Origin of the sequence: Nocardia nova NBRC 15556, from assembly GCF_001613005.1 — a bacterium.
GTDB lineage: Bacteria > Actinomycetota > Actinomycetes > Mycobacteriales > Mycobacteriaceae > Nocardia > Nocardia nova.
On the sequence record NZ_BDBN01000039.1, the window covers coordinates 23,909 to 41,675 of the forward strand.

Below are 17,767 nucleotides of genomic sequence, written 5' to 3' on the forward strand. Positions count from 1 at the left end.
CTACGGCTCCGGCCGTGGAGACACTTCCGGTCCGGTGCCGGGGCGTCGCGTGGCCGAATGACGCTTCGGGGCCGGGTCGGGGGCGGCGGAGGTGGTCGGCAAGGGGCCGGCGGGGTGGTCGGTGGTCGGGTGGAAGGCGTGGTCACCCACCCGGGCAGGATCGACCATATGCGCGACGAACAGGCGCGCCGCCGGAGTCGGGGTGCCGGTCGTCACCGCATGCCACGGCCGGTCCAGCGGTGTTCCCTCGACCGGCACGACGACCAGATTGCCTTGCGCCACATCGGCTTCCACCGCGTCGCTGTGAATCAGCGTGATCCCCAGCCCTTCCCGGGCGGCGGCCAGGACGGCGCCGTGGGTGCCGAGGGTGAGGGCGGGTGGGCGGATCTGCAGCCGATCCAGCAGGGCCAATGTGGTGTCCCTGGTGCCCGAGCCGGGGCCGCGCAACAGCCAGGTCGTGGTGCGCGGATCGTGGGATCGTCCCGGCGCTCCCACCACGACCAGGCGGCTGGGCCGGCGCGCCCGCACCACCAGTCCGGTGTCGCGCGGCGGACGCCCGGCGATCACGAGATCGGTTTCGTGGTGCTGTAATTCGATGAACAGCAGATCGCGCGGGTGGATCGACAGACCCAGTTCGATCTCGGGGTAGCGGTCGCGAAACGACACCAGCAGCCGCAGCAGCACGTATTCCCCGGCGGTCGCCACCACCCCGATACGCAACCGCCCCGTTTCGGCGCGGCGGACCGCGGCATGCGCCTCTTTCATCAAACCCAGGATGCTGCGGCAGTATTCGGCATAGACCCGCCCCGCCTCGGTGAGTGCGATACCGCGTCCGGATTTCGCGATCAGTTTCGCGCCGAGCTGCTTTTCGATATGTGCCACCGCCGCCGATGCGGCCGCCTCGGTGATGTGCAGTTGCGCAGCGGCGCGCCGAATGCTGTTGTGCCGGGCCACAGCCAGGAACGTTTCCATTCGGACCGCACTCACCGTTCCCATCTACAGACGGTAGCAAACTCAACGATTCGGTTGAGCGAGACCGGAAACAATCGAATTGTCCTCGCCGGGCGGTGCCCGCATCCTGAATCTGCGCACTCGCCGCACCATCCCAAGAGGTGTCGCAGGTGAGATTCGCGCAGCGGCTCGCGACGCCGACCGGGTGCGGGTGTCCCGCAAAATACAGGAGGACCGATGACCGACGAATCGACTCGTGACCGCTGGGATCCGGGCGTGCACTCGTATGCGTCGATGGGCTATTACGACGCGGACTATCAACCGTGCGATACCGATGTGCTGGCGGTGTTCCGGGTGACGCCGCAACCGGGGGTGGACCCGATCGAGGCGGCAGCTGCCGTGGCCGGCGAATCCTCCACTGCCACATGGACTGTCGTGTGGACCGACCGGCTCACCGCGCACGACCGCTACCGGGCCAAATGCTATCGGGTCGAGGAGGTACCGGGGCGGCCGGGAGAGTATTTCGCCTATATCGCCTATGATCTGGACCTTTTCGAAGAGGGCTCGATCACCAATCTCACGTCCTCGGTGATCGGCAATGTCTTCGGTTTCAAACCGCTCCAGGCATTGCGGCTCGAGGACATGCGTATTCCGGTGGCCTATGTCAAGACCTTTCAGGGACCGCCGCACGGAATCGTTATGGAACGGGAATATCTGAACAAGTACGGCCGGCCGTTGCTGGGGGCGACCGTGAAGCCGAAACTCGGCCTCTCGGCGCGCAACTACGGACGGGTGGTGTACGAGGCGTGTAAGGGCGGCCTCGATTTCACCAAGGACGACGAGAACATCAACTCGCAGCCGTTCATGCGATGGCGCGATCGCTATCTGTTCGCCATGGAGGGCGTGAACCGTGCGACCGCGGAAACGGGAGAATTGAAGGGTCATTATCTCAATATCACGGCCGCCACGATGGAGGATATGTACGAGCGCGCGGAGTTCGCGAAATCGCTCGGCAGCGTGATCGTGATGATGGACCTCACCGTCGGCTACACGGCGATGCAGTCGATGTCGAAGTGGGCGCGGCGCAACGGCATGCTGTTGCATCTGCACCGGGCCGGGCATTCGACGTTCACCCGGCAGAAGACCCACGGTGTCAGCTTCCGGGTGCTGGCGAAATGGTGCCGCCTCATCGGCGTGGATCACCTGCACGCCGGCACCGTCATCGGCAAGCTCGAGGGGGACCCGCACACGGTGAAGGGTTTCTACGATACGTTGCGCGACAACCACATTCCGGCCAATCCGCGCAACGGCATCTTCTTCGACCAGGACTGGGCGAGTCTGCCCGGAGTGATGCCGGTGGCATCGGGCGGAATCCACGCGGGACAGATGCATCAACTGCTGGATCTGTTCGGCGACGACGCGATCCTGCAGTTCGGCGGCGGCACCATCGGCCACCCGATGGGTATCGCCGCGGGCGCGGAGGCCAACCGGGTCGCCCTGGAGGCAATGGTCAAGGCGCGCAACGAAGGTCGCGATCTGCTGAAGGAGGGGCCCGACGCCCTGCGCGCCGCCGCGAGGATCTGTCCGTCACTGGACGTCGCGCTCGCGACCTGGGGCGATGTCACCTTCGACTACACCTCCACCGACGCCCCCGACGCGGTACCGACGGTCACCGCCTGACCGCCCGGCCCGATCGACCCGACGACACACAAGGAGACGCAATGCATCTGCGTCAAGGGACGTTCTCCCATCTGCCCGACCTGACCGATACCGAAATCGGCGCTCAGATCCGCTATGCGCTGCTCAACAACTGGCCCGTCTCGATCGAGTACACCGACGATCCGCATCCACGCAACGTCTACTGGGAGATGTGGGGGTTGCCGCTGTTCGACCTCGACGAACCCGACGGTGTGCTCGCCGAGGTGAACGCCTGCCGTTCGACGTTCCCGCACCACTACATCCGCGTCAACGCCTACGACGCGAGTTACGGCAGGCAGACGACCGCACTGAGTTTCCTGGTGCAGCGGCCCGCCGACGAACCGGGCTTCCTGGTGGTACGCACCGAGACCGAGGATCGCCGGCAGCACTACGGCCTGCGGTCCTACGCCACCGACGTGCCCGCGGGCGCGCGCTACCGGGACTGAGGCGATGGTGGACGGGAGGCCGGCGATGTCCGGCGGCACACCGGGCAGCGGATCGGGATTCCGGATGTACCGGCCCGGGGCGAGCGGTGCGGGTGCGAATCACATCGAGCCGCCCGCGGATCCCGACCCGTCGGAAATCACGCTGGCCGACGACGCGACCGTCGATCTGTCGACGGATCTGGCCGGTAAGAACGTCGAGGACACCCTGGCCCGCCTCGATGCGGAACTGATCGGGCTGGCCACGGTCAAGCAGCGGGTGCGCGAGATCGCGGCGTTGCTGCTGATCGACCGGGCCCGGCAGCGGTTCGGATTGCAGGCCGACCGTCCCACCATGCATATGAGTTTCACCGGCGGTCCCGGCACCGGGAAGACGACGGTCGCCCTGCGGATGGCGGAGATGCTGCATGCCCTCGGCTACATCCGGAAACCGAAGGTGCACACGGTGACCCGTGACGACCTGGTGGGCCAGTTCATCGGCCACACCGCCCCCAAGACCAAGGAGGCACTGGCCAAAGCGGCGGGGGGAGTGCTGTTCATCGACGAGGCCTATTACCTGTTCCGGCCGGAGAACGAGCGGGACTACGGACAGGAGGTCATCGAGATCCTGCTGCAGGAGATGGAGACCGAACGTTCCAGCCTGGTGGTGATCTTCGCCGGATATCCGGACCGGATGGAGACGTTCTTCTCCGCGAATCCCGGTTTGTCCTCGCGGGTGGCCCACCACATCGAATTCCCGGACTACACGCGCGAGGAACTGCTGGCGATCGCGGAAGTGATGGTGGCACAGCAGAATTTCCGGTTCGGCGATTCGGCGGCAGCGGCCTTCGACGACTACCTGGATGCGCGGATGGCGCGGCCGCGGTTCGCGAATGCGCGCAGTGTCCGCAACGCCGTGGACCGGTGCCGGCTGCGCCAGGCCAATCGGCTCGTGCAGGAGCATCGCCCGCTCGGCAAGGCCGATCTGATGACGCTGACGGCCGAAGACATCTACGGCAGCAGCGTTTTCGGCGATGGTGCGCGTGCCGCGGAGGAGGTGGCATGCCCGACGGAATGAAAACCCTCACCCGCTACACGATCGAACAGGAACATCGGCATCCCGGTTCTTCCGGGGAATTCTCCGCGCTGCTCAATGTGGTGTCCACCGCGGCGAAGATCATCGCCAATCAGGTGACCCGCGGTCGCATCGTGGGCGCGCTCGGCGCAACCGACGGCACGGATCCGCCGGTGAGCCTGCATCGGCGCATGGACGCCATCGCCAACGACATCATGGTGGAGCAATCCGAATCGAGCGGGCCGTTGTCGGCGCTGCTGTCGGAACAGATGAACGGATTCCATCCGGTGCCGGGGGAGGTGCGCCGAGGCAAATACATGCTGGCCTTCGATCCCCTGGACGGCTCCTCGAATATCGACGTGAACCTGCCGGTCGGCACGATATTCAGTGTGCTGCGCGCACCGGAGGACGGGCGGGCGCCGCAGGCGGCGGATTTTCTGCAACCGGGCGTACGGCAGGTGTGCGCGGGATTCACGCTGTACGGCCCGGCGACGATGCTGGTTCTCACCACCGGCAGCGGAGTCGACGGATTCACTCTCGATCGGGAGATCGGCGCCTTCGTCCTCACTCATCCCCGCATGCGCATTCCGGAGGACACCTCGGGATTCGCGATCAATGCCGCCAACGAGCGGTTCTGGCAGCGCCCGGTGCGGCGTTATGTGCACGAATGTCTCGACGGGGTGGAGGGGCCGCGGTCGCGCGACTTCAATATGCGCTGGGTGGCGTCGCTGGTCGCCGACGCCTTCCATATCCTCACCCGCGGCGGGGTCTACCTGTATCCGTACGACACCCGCGATCCCGGCCGGCCGGGGCGGGTCTCGCTGCTCTACGGCGCCAATCCCATCGCCTTTGTCATCGAACAGGCCGGCGGTGCCGCGACCACCGGCCATGAACGGGTGCTCGAGGTGATTCCCGAGCACCTGCATCAGCAGATCCCGCTGGTTTTCGGATCGCTCAACGAGGTGCGCCGGATCGAGCGCTATCACCGTGAACCCGATGCCGGGCCACCGTTCGACGCGTCGTTGTTCGGCACCCGCACCCTGTTCCGACCGGCGCGCCATTGAACGCCGGCTGATCGAATCGAGACGTCATGTCGCGCAAGCATCCCGTGGTCGCCATTACCGGTTCCTCCGGCGCCGGAACGACCAGTGTCACCCGGACCTTCCAGGAGATCTTCCGGCGGGAGGGCATCAATGCCGCGATCGTGGAGGGGGATTCGTTCCATCGCTACGATCGCGGCCAAATGCAGGCGGCGATGGCCGAGGCCGAAGCCGATCTGAACCTGCATTTCTCGCATTTCGGCCCGGAGGCCAATCTGCTCACCGAACTGGAAAGCCTCTTTCGCGATTACGGCCAGTCCGGCGTCGGCCTGGTACGCAAATATCTGCACGACGAGACCGAGGCCAAACCCTACGGACTGGAACCGGGCACGTTCACGCCGTGGGAGGAACTCGCCCCCGGCAGCGACCTGCTGTTCTACGAGGGGTTGCACGGCGCCGCGGTCACCGGCACCGTCGATGTGGCGCGTTACGCGGATCTGCTGGTGGGTGTGGTGCCCATCGTGAACCTGGAATGGATTCAGAAGGTCATTCGTGACAAGACCGAGCGAGGCTATTCCAGCGAGGCGGTGATCGATACGATCCTGCGGCGCATGCCCGACTACGTGAAGTACATCTGCCCGCAGTTCTCGCGCACGTACGTCAATTTTCAACGGGTGCCGACCGTGGACACCTCGAATCCGTTCACCGCCCGCAGCATTCCGACCGCCGACGAGAGTTTCGTCGTGATCCGTTTCGCCGATCCGAAGGTGATCGATTTCCCGTATCTGCTGTCGATGCTGCACGATTCGTTCATGTCGCGCCCGAACTGCATCGTGGTGCCGGGCGGCAAGATGGATCTGGCGATGCAGCTGATCTTCACCCCGCTCATTCTGCGGTTGATGGACAAGCGACCCGGCCCGCGCGCATAACCCGGCCACGAATATCGTTGTTTCGGCGCTCGCGCACACGCATCGGCCGGAGTTGAATCGACGGTATGTGGTCGATGAATCTGAGCGCCACGACGGCCGTGGCGCGCCGGGGTTCACCGGGTTCCTGGTCCGGGCCGCTCCGGCAGGTGATCGGCGAATTCGCCGATATCGAAATCGTGGATCGATCGATGACGCTGGCGGCCAAGATCTTCACCTGCGTGCTGCCCGTGATCATCGCCGGGTCCGTCTTCTCCCAGCTGGATCTCGCGACCCGCGCGATCGATGACCAGCTGGGCCTGGACCGGGCGACGTTCCGGTCCGCCTTCGGTGTCGTCGCGGCAAGCGATCCGACATTCGCCGCGTTCGGGGTCGTCGGGTTGCTGATGGTCGTGATCAGCGGCGCCTCGTTCGCCAAAACCCTCGCCCGGATCTACGGCAAGCTGTGGGATGTGCCGGCGATCGGTTTGCGCGATGCCTGGCGTTGGCCGGTGGTCCTGCTCGTCGTCGCATTCTCGGCGGCGACCATCGGGGCCGTGCGCGAACTCGCCGGACTGCGCTACTTCGGGCTGCCTCTCACCGTCGGCGGCGAGTTGCTGGTGTGGATGATCGTGTGGACCCTCTGCGCGTACCTGCTCACGCTGGGCAAGCTGCGCGGGCCGGCACTGTGGACGACCGGGGCACTGACAGCTGTCGGACTGACGGCGGTCCGGGCGGCGGGACGTCTGGTACTGCCGAAGATCACGGCGTCCGCGCAGGCCAAGTTCGGGCTGCTGGGCCCGGTGTTCACCGCCATCAGTTGGCTTTTCGTGCTGTCGCTGGTGGTGGTCGGGGCGGCGACGATCACCAAGGTGCTGATGCCCGGCCCGACGCGCATGGAGGCGGAGGGCGGCGAGCCGGCCGCCGAACGGTGACGGCTATTTCATGGTGACGGAGATCGTCGCCTGATCGATCTGCACGTTCGACTCGATCGGATTGCCCTCCGCGTGGACGGAGATGCGCCCCTTGTCGATCCCCTCGTTCTGCAGGGCCGTGGCGACGTTGTTGCCCCGCGCCTCGGCGAGCGAGTCGGCCGCCCCGGAGTTCGAGTCGACGGCGTAGGTTTCGATCTTCACCGCGGTGTCGTTGCCTTTGAGCGGAAGCGCCACCGCTTTGATCGTGGCGACGTCGGTCGGGCTCAGATCGGAGCTGCCCTTGTCGAAGGTGATCGGCGCCGCGGACAGGACGCTGTTGATCGCGTTCTGCACCGCCTGCTGCGCGGAGTTGAGGGCCGAGCCGACCACCGACGAGGCCGTGGTGGCGAGACTGCTTCGCATATCGGTGTGCTCGCCGTGCTCCGTGGTCGTGGTGACCGTGGCCGGACTGCTGTTGTTGTCCGAGGAACATGCGGCGATCGGAATCAGCGCTGCCGCACCGGTCGCCAGCACTGCTACCGCCTTGACGAGTTTCATGCTGCTTCTCCTGATCTCCGTGTGGTGGCGCCCGGTGGTCACGACGCGAGAATGCGCGCCTTCTCCGATTCGAATTCCTGCTCGGTGAGCACCCCCTGGGCTTTCAACTCGCCCAATTGCTTCAGGGCGGCGATGCGGTCGGTGCCCCCGCCGCTCGGTGCGGGCGGCGGCGGTTGTTGCTGGTACTGATACTCCTCCTGCGCGGCCCAGCGCTGGCCCTGACGGCGCGACACGCGATTGGATACGGCCGTGGCCGTTCCGGCGACCACCGCGGTGCGGGCGACGCCACGAAGTAGTCCGGGCATGCTGCTTCTCCTTAGGTATCAGCCTCGAGTTTGTCGAGGGTCGAGAGGATGGCCTGCACCGGAATGCGACCGGACGCGACGAGTTCGGCGCCGTTGCGCCGCAACGCGACCGCCAGTGGGGCCGCCCACGCGTTCTCGTAGAGGAGGACCGCGGCCGAATGGCCGGGCTCCAAGGCGTTACCGGCTTCGCGCAGATCACCCTCGTCGAGCAACCCGGTCGCCGCCTCGGCGAACAGGGTCACATCCAGGTCTCCGGTCAACCCGACATCGGCGATGTCGATCCCGGTCAGCGAACCGTCGGCATCCTTGTGCACGAAGGCCAGATCCAGGACTCGGATGACACCGCGGTCCACCAGATCTCGCAGCAGCGGCAACGCCGATCCGTCCGGTTGCCGGTCGGCGGGAAACTCGATGACGAGATAGTCGATCGGACCCATCTCGTCGATATCGGCAGCAGTGTTCACCGGATACCTCATTTCTCCGACGCCTGACCCTCTGATACGAACCCTCTGAGACCTACCTCCACCGCAACCCAGGTCCGGGCGGGTCGGCGACAGCGCGAACGCGGCCGGCGAGACGACCTGACATCTATGATTCGGTGCCGCCGGTCGCGCAGATACCACGGCCGCGCCCGTTACTCGCAGGAGCGCGCGTCAGTCCGACGAGGGATGGCGCTGCACCCAGCTGAGGTCCGCGCGCCAGGTGTAGGCGGCCACGATCGCGGAGGCGATGACGGCGGTGTAGAGCATGTCGCCGCCCTCGACGACCAGCGAGACCAGACCGCCGATCAAGGCGCCGGCGGCGAACGACAGCCACTGCACCGCGTAGCCCAGCCATTCACGATGGGTGCCGCCGGCCATATGCCGCTCCACGCCCTGAGCGAATTTCACCAGGGTTCCGGTGACGTAGGTGACCGGGATCGACACCTCGCCCTTCTTGACGAACGAGGTGTTCAGCGACCCCATCGCGAACGAGACGAGCAGGATCGGCACCAGTCCGAGATCGGAGTCGTGCCGGTAGAGAATCGTGTCGAGGACGGCGGCCGCGGTGAGGGCGGCGGTGGCGAGCATGGTCGCGCCGTGCGGATGATTGCGCCACCAGTGCCGGCGGCAGATCGAGGCCACCAGGACGCCGGCGAGAAAGAACACGATCAGGGCGAAGGCGCCGGCCGCGAGGGTGTAGTCGCCGAGAAATCCGCCGATGACGGCACGCTCGGTGTTGCCGGTCATGAACGTGACGAAATAGCCCTCGGAGTGGGTGTAGGCGGCCGCGCCCACGAATCCGGCCAGGATCAGCAGTGCCGAGGCGAGCCGGGTCTCCAGCGTCCAGAACGGCTCGGGGGAGTCTTCGGATTTAGGAGTCACGGCAACAGACTAGCAATACATGCACAAACACGCATGAATTGCCCTCGAGGTGTGCGAGGCGTCACGCCTCCGTGGTTGTCGGTGGCGAGCCGTAATGTGAGCGCGCGGATCGGCGGGTGTGCGGACGTGGGAGGTGCGGTGAAGGTCACATGGGGTCAGGTGTTCGCGTGGCGATTGCGGCGAGGCTTCGTCGAAGCGCGTGACGGCGGGGATGCGGTCGCGGTGGCGCGGCGACTGGCCGGGGTGCAGGCGCAGGTGACGTCCGCCGCGGAGACCGCGGTGGCCGTGCGGCGCGGGGGAGCACCCGGAGAGCTCGTCCGTGCTCTCGACGCCGGCGAGCTGCTGAAGACGTGGGCGATGCGCGGCACGCTGCACGCGATGACACCCGAGACCGCGGCCGCCGCACTGGCTCTGATCGCCTCGGCGCGCACCTGGGAGAAGCCCGCGTGGCAACGCAATTTCGGCGCCGACCCCGGGGAAGTGAAGGCGCTGACCGACGCGGTCGCCGAACTGCTCGACGGCGGCGCCGTGCTGAGCCGGACGGAACTGGTCGACGAACTGGTACGTGACCGCCGCTTCGCGGCGATGGGTGAGCAGTTGCGGTCCGGCTGGGGCGCGCTGTTGAAACCGCTGGCCTGGCAGGGGGTGCTGTGTTACGGGCCCGCTCGCGGATCATCGGTGACCTTCACCGCCCCGGCGCATGCGGTGAGCGATTGGAGCGGCCTGCCGCCCACCGACATCGCGGCGTCACGCCTGATCCACGCCTATCTCGGCGCCTACGGTCCGGGCACGCCGGAGGCGTTCAACGCCTGGCTCATCCGCGGCGTGTTGCGCAAAACCACTGTGCGCCAATGGTTCTCCGATCTGGGATCCGAACTCACCGAAGTCGATGTCGAGGGCCGCCGGACCTGGATCCGCACCGAGGACGCCGCCGATCTGGCCGCCACCACTCCCACCGACAGCGTCCGCCTGCTCGGTCCCTTCGACCAATACGTTCTCGGCCCCGGCACCACGGATCCGGTCCTCCTCCCTCCGGCCCATCGCACGAAGGTCAGCCGGACCGCCGGCTGGATCTCGCCCCTGGTCCTCGTCGGTGGCCGGATCGCCGGAACGTGGGAAACCATCGACAACACACTCACCGTGAGCATGTTCGACGACGAACATGTCGACTCGGAGCTACTCCGACGCGCAGCAGTCACGACGGCCGAGACAGCTACTACCACCTGGACCTGGACCACAGCGCCGAGCTGCTCGCCGGAGCCGGGACAGTACTGCACCCGGCCTTGCGAATGACGCCCGCGCCCACCGCATTCGAACCCTCGACGCCGTTCGCGGTGCTGTTCGTCTGCACCGGCAACAGCGCCCGCTCCGCGATCGCCGAAGAGCTGTTGCGCTTGCGCACGGGCGGCCGAGTCGAGGCGTTCAGCGCCGGAAGCAATCCGAAGCCGGTCATGCATACCGACACGGTGCGAGTGCTGCGGCAGGAGTACGGCATCGACCTGGCCGGCCGCCTTCCCCGCCGCCTCGACACCCTCGCCGATCATCGCTTCGATGCGGTGATCACCCTATGCGACAAGGCCCGGGAGGTCTGTCCGGACTTCGGTGACGACCCTCGATGGATCCACTGGAGCATCCCCGACCCGGCGGCCTCACACGGCAGCGACGACGCCACGTACCCGAGGTTTCAAGCCACGGCCGCCGAAGTTTGTTCATCTCGCCGCGCACCCGCTGCGCTGGCAGTTGCTGACCGAGCTGTCGGACAGCGACTATCGCGTGCGAGAGCTGGTGGCCCGCGTGGGCGAGCCACAGAATCTGATCTCCTACCACCTGCGACTACTACGCGACGGTGGCCTCGTCACCGCCATCCAGGTCTTCGATGTTGAGCTGGAGTAGTTCCTCTGCGCGAGCGCACCAGTGCAGCCATTTGCCGACCGCGGCGCGCCGGGAGTTCCAGGGCGCGTGAGCGCCCGATCGGGCCGGGCTCGTCGAGGGCGTCGACGGTCTTGACGATCGCGATGGCGTAGGCGCGACGGGTGCTGACCCGGGTGATCGTGTCGATCGTGCTGGCCGTGCTCGCCGCGGTGGTGGTCGCGTCCTCCACCTGCGGCACCGCCGATGCCGCACGGCTGCAATGGGGTTCGGACATCACCGTTGTCGGGGTGTTGCAGGCAGCGGGACTGCTGTTCTTCGCCTTTGCCGGATACGCGCGCATCGCCACCCTCGGTGAGGAGGTCCGCGACCCCGCCCGCACGATTCCCCGCGCGATTCCGCTCGCCTTGGGAATCACTTTGCTCGTGTACGCGGTTGTGCTTGTCGCGGCACTGAGCGTGCTCGGGCCGCAAGGATTGTCGGAAACGATCGCTCCGCTGTCGAGCGTGGTGGCGGCTGCCGGTGTCGGCTGGCTCGAGCCGGTGGTGCGCATCGGAGCCGTGATCGCCGCGCTCGGTTCGCTGCTCGCCCTGATCCTCGGAGTCTCGCGCACGACGCTGGCGATGGCCCGCGACCGGCATCTACCGCACGCCCTGGCAGCGGTCCATCCCCGATTCGGCGTGCCGCATCACGCCGAACTGGCAGTCGGCGCGATCGTCGCCATCGCCGCCGCAACCACCGATGTCCGTGCCGCGATCGGGTTCTCGTCCTTCGGCGTACTGCTCTACTACGCGATCGCCAACGCGGCCGCCTGGACACTGACCCCATCCGAGGGCCGACCAGCGCGGCTGATCCCCGTGGTCGGGTTGGTCGGCTGCCTGGTCCTTGCCTGCACGCTGCCAGCGCTGTCGGTGCTCACCGGCAGCGCGGTCGTTGTGCTCGGCGCCGCGATCTATCTCGTTCGCCGCAGGTCCACCGCGGCGGCGTGACCCCCAGCGACACATCGGTGACCAGCAGCGCGTCCAGCTCGCCGCAGCGGGCCGGAGTGAACTCGTAGGCCAGACGGTCGTAGGTCTCGCACTGGGCCTGCGCACGGGCGTGGGCGATGCGTTCGACCATGCTCACCGGGCCTGGCCGGATCACCCGACTCGGTGGGATGGACCTTCAACTGCTCGGCCAGCCGCGCCACCGCCACCGGCGGGGCGGTCACCACGCGATCGGGCCCGAACCCCAACCACGGCAGGGTGCACAACGCGATCGCAATCCCGAGCCGATCGGCCGGACCGCGACCACGCCCGGGATCGATGAAGGCGGCATCGGCCGGCGACAGGGTGAAGTACCGAAACAGCTCCTCGCGGCTGATCTCCGGGAACTCCCGCAGCCGCGCCAAATCCCCATCCGCGAACACCCGCGTTGCCACGAATCCTGAGCTCCGGCACCAACCAATAACGTTGGGAGCCAACCCAACCAGCAACCAGCGATCACCGCAGACCGAACCCGTGATTCAGCCTCGGCCAACCGCGGCTACGCCATATCCGTTGTGTTTTCGGCAGTTGCTACCGGGACCCCGACTTGGCCCCGGAACAGGTAAGCCGGCTCGATCCGCAAGGGGAGTTGCCGCAGGTCGTTGCCGGGATTCGGGTGGATTCGACAGTTGCAGCCGACTCAGATTGCCACGTCTCCCGCGGATTCGAGCGCGCCGCCGAGCGCCGCCAAGGTTGCCGCGTGCCCCAGGTCCAAGGCGCGCAACAGAACCGCGGAATCGCGGGCGACCCGGCCGATCGTTGGCGCGCCCAGGGGTGGGCGGATCTGGAGAATCGACGGGTCGGCCGTCATGCGGTGCTCGTCGGCTGCGAATTGCGCGGCGCGGGCGAACCAGCTCTCGGCCACTTTCGGGCCCGAAGCGCCGAGCGCCCGCGCGACCACGCGCCGTTCGAAATCCGAAGGGACGCTGGGCTTCTCATCGGCCCGCCGGGTGCGCAGCAGCACGATGTGGGTGGCGCCCTGGGCGCGGGCGGTGGTGATCGGCACCGATTCGGACAGTCCGGCGTCGACGTAGCGCCCGTCGCCCACCGCCACAGGACGTCCGGCCAGAACCGGCATGCAGGTGCTGGCGCGCAGCGCGCGCTGCAGGGTGGGGATATCGCTGATGTGTGGGCGCAGATCGACGGCGCTGCCGTCGGCGATATCGGTGCCGATCGGGTGGAAGGTGACCGCATTGCCGAGGATCGCCGCGAAATCCATCGGGACGACGCGCTCGTACACGGTGTGCACCAGATATCGGGTGTCCACGACCCGACCGCCGCGCAACGCCCGGGCCGGGGAGATCACCCGCCGCACCACATCGGAATGCCAGGCGCGCCGTGCCCGCGCCGCTCGCCCGCACAGCAGCCACGCCCCGTTCAGCGCGCCGGCCGAGGCGCCGTAGACCGCGTCGAAACACCGCAGCACCCCGAGTTCTTCCAGACCGGTCACCATGCCGTGCGAATAGACACCGCGCGCCGAGCCACCCTCGATGACCAGGGCCAGGCGGGCCCCATCGCGATGCTCGCCGGCGGCGCTGCCGCGGCGGAAGCGTCGCGCGATCAGCTCCACCGGACCCGTCGGCTGTGTACTGTCCGGCATCGCACCACACCTTCCGATCACTGCGTTCAGCTCTGTCTATCACGCGGCCGCGGAGGCGTCGTCCGACGCCGGGCGGTCGGGGTACACCCGGGTAGGCTGCGCGGATGCGGATCGAATCGTCACGACGCCTCATCGATACCGTGGCATGGGTGCTGATCGAGGACGGCCGGATCCTGTGCGCCCGCCCGGACGGCAAGGACGAGTTCTACATTCCCGGCGGCAAGCGCGAGGGGGAGGAGACCGATCGGCAGACGCTGATCCGGGAGATCTCCGAGGAGCTCACCGTGGTGCTGATTCCGGAATCGGTGGCCCACGTCGGCACCTACGAGGCCGAATTGCCCGGCGCCACCGAGGTTTCGGTGCGAATGAGCTGTTACACCGCGGACTACGCCGGCACCATCGAGCCGAGCAGTGAAATCGCCGAAATCGCCTGGTTCACCTACGCCGACCGGGCCGCGGTGCCGCCTGTCGACCAGGTGCTGTTCGATGATCTGGTGGCACGCGGACTGCTACCGGCGCAGTGACTCTGGGCCCGGCGAATCAGTCGGGGAGCAGCGGCACCGACAAGCCCTCACCGCGCCCGAGCAGTGCGGCCCGGGTGACGGTTCCGGCGCCGAAGCGGTCGCGCACCGCATCCAGTGCCGCGTCGAGCGTGGTGTCCGGGCGGGCGTCCAACGGCAGCATCAGCTGCCGCGGATCCGTATTCTGCAGGTTCGTCAGCGCCAGGCCGATGAGGGTGATGCCGCGCTCCTCGATCAGGGGGCGAGCGGCGCCGAGCAGAGTGCGGGCGGCCTGCAGGATCGTCGCCCCGTCGTCGGTGGCGGTCGGCAGGGTGTGCGAACGGGTCGCGCGACCGAAATCGGCGAACCGTAAGCGCAGCACCACGGTTCGGCAGATCCGTCGTGCCGCCCGCAACCGGTGCCCGAGCCGATCCGCCAGGCCGTGCAGGTAGGCCTCGATCTCGGCATCGGTGCGAGGCCGGTTCCCCAGCGCGCGTTGCGCACCGATCGATCGGCGCCGGCGACCGGTGTCGACCCGGCGCGGATCGCGTGCCCAGGCCAGGGCGTGCAGATGCCGGCCGGCGGCGCGACCGAGCAGACCGCACAACTCCATCGGGTCGGTATCGGCCAGTTGCCCGATCCGGGTGATGCCGTGTTCGTGCAATGTCCGGGCGGTCACCTCGCCCACTCCCCAGAGCCGTTCGACCGGCAGCGGATGCAGGAATTCGAGTTCGGCCTCGGGACGCACCAGCAGCAGGCCGTCGGGTTTGCACACCGCACTGGCCACCTTGGCGAGGAATTTGCTTCGCGCCACGCCGACCGAGATGGGCAGTCCGACCTCGGCCCGCACCCGCGCCCGCAATCCGGCCGCGATATCGATCGGGGCGCCCGAAATGCGATGCAGCCCAGCGACATCGAGAAAGGCCTCGTCGATGGAGATGCCCTCGACCTCCGGCGTGGTGTCGCGGAAGATCTCGAATACGGCCCGGCTCGCCTGCGCATAGGCGGACATCCGCGGCGGCACCACCACCGCATGCGGACACAGCCGCAACGCCTGCCGCGCATTCATCGGCGTCCGCACCCCGTACGCCTTCGCCTCGTAACTGGCCGCCAGCACCACCCCGCCCCCGACGATCACCGGCTTTCCCCGCAACTCCGGTGCGTCCCGCTGCTCGACAGACGCATAGAACGAATCCAGGTCGGCATGCAAAATCGCCGCCCGCCCCTGACGGCCCCCTTCCTCCGCCCCCTCATCCGATGCGAACACATGTTCGATACTAGACCACTCTCGTGGCGCCGCCTACGGTCTCGGGCGGCTCCGTCCCAGGGGTGCGAGCATCGGAACGCACGGGATCGACCGACTCGGATGGAACGGACGCCTCGAAAAAATTTCGTCAAACATTCGCCACCGATGTCGAGAACGCCGAACCGGCTCCGTCCCAGAGATACGAGCAACCGAGAACGGCCCGCTCGACCACCGACACAGGAGCGACAGTCATGGAACAGCACGAGATCACCGAAATCCTCGACCGCCCGATCAGCCGGGAGTTGCTGGCCCGCGACCTGCTGCGTCTGGCGTACGTCGCCAAGGACGGCACCCCGCGCAACGTCCCGATCGCGTTCACCTGGAACGGCTCGCAGATCGTGCTCTGCACGACGAAGAACGCCCCGAAACTGCACTCGCTGCGGCACAATCCTCAGGTCGCGCTGACGATCGACACCGAGGTTCATCCGCCGAAGATCCTTCTTCTGCGCGGACATGCCGAACTCGACGTCGTCGACGGCATCCCCGAGGAATACCTGCAGATGAACGGCAGCTACGAGATGACCCCCGAACAGCGCGTGGAGTGGGAGGCGGAAGTCCGCTCGCTCTACGACGGCATGGTCCGGATCGTCATCACCCCGACCTGGGTGAAGCTCATCGACTTCGACAACACCCTGCCCAGTGCGGTCGAGGAACTGGTCCGGCAGCGGGCCGAACGTCAGCGGGCCTGACCACCACGGCCGGTTCCGTGCCGTGCCCACCGAGGAGACGATGATGCCCGAATACCTACTGCTCGAGCACTATCGGGGTGCGCCCGCGGCGGTCAACGACGTACCGATGGATCAGTGGGCCCCGGAGGAGATCACCGCCCACGTGCAATACACGGAAGACTTCGCCGCACGACTGCAGACCACCGGCGAATACGTCGATCATCGGGCGGGCGCTCGAACTGGCCGGTGAGTTGTCCGCGGCGCCCGGTGCGGGCGGGCAGCCGACCTGTACGCCGCGGCATCGGCCGCCGCCACCAGCGTGCCGGAGCGTGACCACCTCACCCGCGAGGCCGCACGGGTGCGGACCTTGCTGCGTCGTCGACCCGACCGCCCGACGACATCAACCGAGTGAGCTTCGCGCCGCGCGCCGAAGCCGGTGTCGTGTGAGAAGGTGATGTCTCACTCGTGAATCCGGTGCTGCCGGTGCGAGTGTCGACGTGATCCGAATGGAGGAGAGGCCTTGGTGGAGGCGACGTTCGATGTGACCGGGCTGGTGGGGCATCGCTATCGCACGGACGACTTCTACGAGGTGGGAAGGGAGAAGATCCGCGAGTACGCGCGAGCGGTACAGGACTTCCACCCGGCACACTGGAGCGAGGACGCCGCCCGTGAGCTCGGATACGCCGGGCTCATCGCGCCGACCACCTTTATCTCCACCGTCGCGATGCTGGCCAATCGCCGGCTGCTGGAGGACGTCATGAACGGCTACGACGTGGTCGTGCAGACGGACCAGGTATTCGAGATGTACAAGCCGGTGCTCACCGGCGACCGCTTGGTCAGCGATGTGGAATTGTCCTCGGTGCGTCGTATCGGGGGCAGGGATCTGCTCACCATCACCAACACCTTCACCGACGGATCCGGTGACATCGCGCAGATCATGCACACGACCGTCCTCGGCCTCACCGGTGCGGACGTCGGCGCCGAGATCAGCGAGACGATCGAACGCGTCGTCATGAGCGGTCTCGACACCATTCCCCGGATCACGACCGCTACCGCGGAGGTGAACGTGCCGCCGGCAGACTCGGATTCCGGTGCCGCGGTGCGCCTTTCGCCTGTCTCACGCACGCGCACCCCGCATACCGCGCCTCGATTCGAGGACATCGCCGTCGGTGCCGAACTTCCCGCGCGGTCGGTGAACCTGACGCGCGGTGATCTGGTGAATTACGCCGGGGTCTCCGGGGATGCGAATCCCATCCATTGGCATGCCGAGATCGCCGCGCTCGCGGGACTTCCCGACGTGATCGCGCACGGCATGCTCACGATGGGTTTGGGGGCCGGCTTCGTCACCGGATGGCTCGGTGACCCGGGCGCGGTGATCAGATACGGTGTCCGGCTGTCGAATTACACCGTTATCGAGGCCGACGCCGCCGGCACGGTGGAGTTCACGGGCCGCATCAAGTCGATCGATCCCGAGACCAGGACGGCGGTCGTCGTCATCGTCGCGAAGTCGGCGGGCCGCAAGGTTTTCGGCCTTGCCACGGCGGATGTCCGCCTGGCCTGACCGCGA

The 17,767-nt window shown here is 67.1% G+C and carries 18 protein-coding genes and 4 pseudogenes; 14 read left to right on the forward strand and 8 right to left on the reverse strand.

All coding sequences use genetic code 11. The features are described from left to right. A complete protein-coding gene (locus NN2_RS16895) occupies positions 1-996 on the reverse strand; it encodes a LysR family transcriptional regulator (protein WP_245007374.1) in 996 nt (331 codons plus the stop codon). Positions 997-1,188: 192 nt separating this feature from the next. Here NN2_RS16895 and NN2_RS16900 point away from each other — a divergent pair, with 192 nt between their 5' ends. The 6 genes from NN2_RS16900 (at position 1,189) to NN2_RS16925 (ending at position 7,026) form a co-directional block, all read left to right on the forward strand. Continuing rightward, positions 1,189-2,631: a form I ribulose bisphosphate carboxylase large subunit gene (locus NN2_RS16900; RefSeq protein WP_062964442.1), complete on the forward strand. Its 1,443-nt coding sequence runs from the start codon at positions 1,189-1,191 to the stop codon at positions 2,629-2,631. Between the two features lie 41 nt (positions 2,632-2,672). Then, on the forward strand, positions 2,673-3,095 hold the full coding sequence (locus NN2_RS16905) for a ribulose bisphosphate carboxylase small subunit (protein WP_063014759.1): 423 nt from the start codon (positions 2,673-2,675) through the stop codon (positions 3,093-3,095). A 25-nt stretch (positions 3,096-3,120) separates the two neighbouring features. Beyond that, positions 3,121-4,149: an AAA family ATPase gene (locus NN2_RS16910; RefSeq protein ID WP_082857043.1), complete on the forward strand. Its 1,029-nt coding sequence runs from the start codon at positions 3,121-3,123 to the stop codon at positions 4,147-4,149. Then, positions 4,134-5,210 carry a class 1 fructose-bisphosphatase gene (locus NN2_RS16915; protein ID WP_063014761.1) on the forward strand — a complete coding sequence of 359 codons (1,077 nt, stop codon included), beginning with the start codon at positions 4,134-4,136 and terminating at the stop codon, positions 5,208-5,210. The genes NN2_RS16910 and NN2_RS16915 overlap by 16 nt, the downstream gene beginning before the upstream one ends. Positions 5,211-5,236: 26 nt before the next feature. Then, positions 5,237-6,115, forward strand: a complete 879-nt coding sequence (locus NN2_RS16920) for a phosphoribulokinase (protein WP_063014763.1) — start codon at positions 5,237-5,239, stop codon at positions 6,113-6,115. 74 nt (positions 6,116-6,189) lie between these two features. Then, entirely contained in the window at positions 6,190-7,026 is an 837-nt protein-coding gene (locus tag NN2_RS16925) for a hypothetical protein (protein ID WP_156511359.1), read from the forward strand. A gap of 3 nt (positions 7,027-7,029) precedes the next feature. On the opposite strand, the gene NN2_RS16930 is transcribed toward NN2_RS16925, so the two are convergent. The 4 genes from NN2_RS16930 to NN2_RS16945 form a co-directional block, all read right to left on the reverse strand. Continuing rightward, the gene (locus tag NN2_RS16930) at positions 7,030-7,563 is read right to left on the reverse strand and encodes an OmpA family protein (RefSeq protein WP_063910788.1); all 534 of its coding nucleotides are present in this window, start codon (positions 7,561-7,563) and stop codon (positions 7,030-7,032) included. A 38-nt stretch (positions 7,564-7,601) separates the two neighbouring features. Continuing rightward, complete coding sequence (locus NN2_RS16935; RefSeq protein WP_063014769.1) at positions 7,602-7,868, reverse strand: SHOCT domain-containing protein; 267 nt, start codon at positions 7,866-7,868, stop codon at positions 7,602-7,604. Positions 7,869-7,879: 11 nt separating this feature from the next. Next, positions 7,880-8,344 (reverse strand): DUF6325 family protein, encoded by a 465-nt coding sequence (locus NN2_RS16940; protein ID WP_063014771.1) that lies wholly within the window; start codon positions 8,342-8,344, stop codon positions 7,880-7,882. A gap of 177 nt (positions 8,345-8,521) precedes the next feature. Then, complete coding sequence (locus NN2_RS16945) at positions 8,522-9,232, reverse strand: YoaK family protein (RefSeq protein ID WP_082857036.1); 711 nt, start codon at positions 9,230-9,232, stop codon at positions 8,522-8,524. A 138-nt stretch (positions 9,233-9,370) separates the two neighbouring features. Here NN2_RS16945 and NN2_RS38610 point away from each other — a divergent pair, with 138 nt between their 5' ends. The 4 genes and pseudogenes from NN2_RS38610 to NN2_RS16955 all read left to right on the forward strand — a co-directional run. Continuing rightward, positions 9,371-10,525, forward strand: coding sequence for a winged helix DNA-binding domain-containing protein (locus NN2_RS38610; protein WP_245658739.1), 1,155 nt, complete (start codon positions 9,371-9,373; stop codon positions 10,523-10,525). Continuing rightward, a pseudogene (locus tag NN2_RS38615) lies at positions 10,522-10,863 on the forward strand (arsenate reductase ArsC); the annotation flags it as partial. The gene NN2_RS38610 and the pseudogene NN2_RS38615, both read left to right, overlap by 4 nt. Positions 10,864-10,972: 109 nt before the next feature. Then, a complete protein-coding gene (locus tag NN2_RS39210) occupies positions 10,973-11,125 on the forward strand; it encodes an ArsR/SmtB family transcription factor (protein ID WP_218022030.1) in 153 nt (50 codons plus the stop codon). A 143-nt stretch (positions 11,126-11,268) separates the two neighbouring features. Beyond that, positions 11,269-12,090: pseudogene (locus NN2_RS16955) on the forward strand (APC family permease); the annotation flags it as partial. On the opposite strand, the pseudogene NN2_RS36330 reads toward NN2_RS16955, so the two are convergent. Further along, positions 12,074-12,521: pseudogene (locus NN2_RS36330) on the reverse strand (DUF4158 domain-containing protein); the annotation flags it as partial. The pseudogenes NN2_RS16955 and NN2_RS36330 sit on opposite strands and share 17 nt — an antisense overlap. Positions 12,522-12,766: 245 nt before the next feature. Next, on the reverse strand, positions 12,767-13,726 hold the full coding sequence (locus NN2_RS16965; RefSeq protein WP_063014775.1) for a patatin-like phospholipase family protein: 960 nt from the start codon (positions 13,724-13,726) through the stop codon (positions 12,767-12,769). A 104-nt stretch (positions 13,727-13,830) separates the two neighbouring features. Between NN2_RS16965 and NN2_RS16970 the strand changes: the two genes are divergently transcribed. Then, positions 13,831-14,250 (forward strand): NUDIX hydrolase, encoded by a 420-nt coding sequence (locus NN2_RS16970; protein WP_030514386.1) that lies wholly within the window; start codon positions 13,831-13,833, stop codon positions 14,248-14,250. Positions 14,251-14,266: 16 nt separating this feature from the next. Here the strand turns inward: NN2_RS16970 and dinB are convergent, their stop codons facing one another. Further along, entirely contained in the window at positions 14,267-15,493 is a 1,227-nt protein-coding gene (dinB, locus tag NN2_RS16975) for a DNA polymerase IV (RefSeq protein WP_063014777.1), read from the reverse strand. Between the two features lie 230 nt (positions 15,494-15,723). Between dinB and NN2_RS16980 the strand changes: the two genes are divergently transcribed. From NN2_RS16980 to NN2_RS16990, 3 genes and pseudogenes are all read left to right on the forward strand, one after another. Continuing rightward, complete coding sequence (locus NN2_RS16980; protein WP_063014779.1) at positions 15,724-16,221, forward strand: pyridoxamine 5'-phosphate oxidase family protein; 498 nt, start codon at positions 15,724-15,726, stop codon at positions 16,219-16,221. A gap of 43 nt (positions 16,222-16,264) precedes the next feature. After that, positions 16,265-16,484 (forward strand): annotated as a pseudogene (locus tag NN2_RS16985) (YciI family protein); the annotation flags it as partial. A gap of 236 nt (positions 16,485-16,720) precedes the next feature. Then, a complete protein-coding gene (locus tag NN2_RS16990; RefSeq protein ID WP_063014784.1) occupies positions 16,721-17,761 on the forward strand; it encodes a fused (3R)-hydroxyacyl-ACP dehydratase subunits HadA/HadB in 1,041 nt (346 codons plus the stop codon). Positions 17,762-17,767 lie beyond the last annotated feature (6 nt).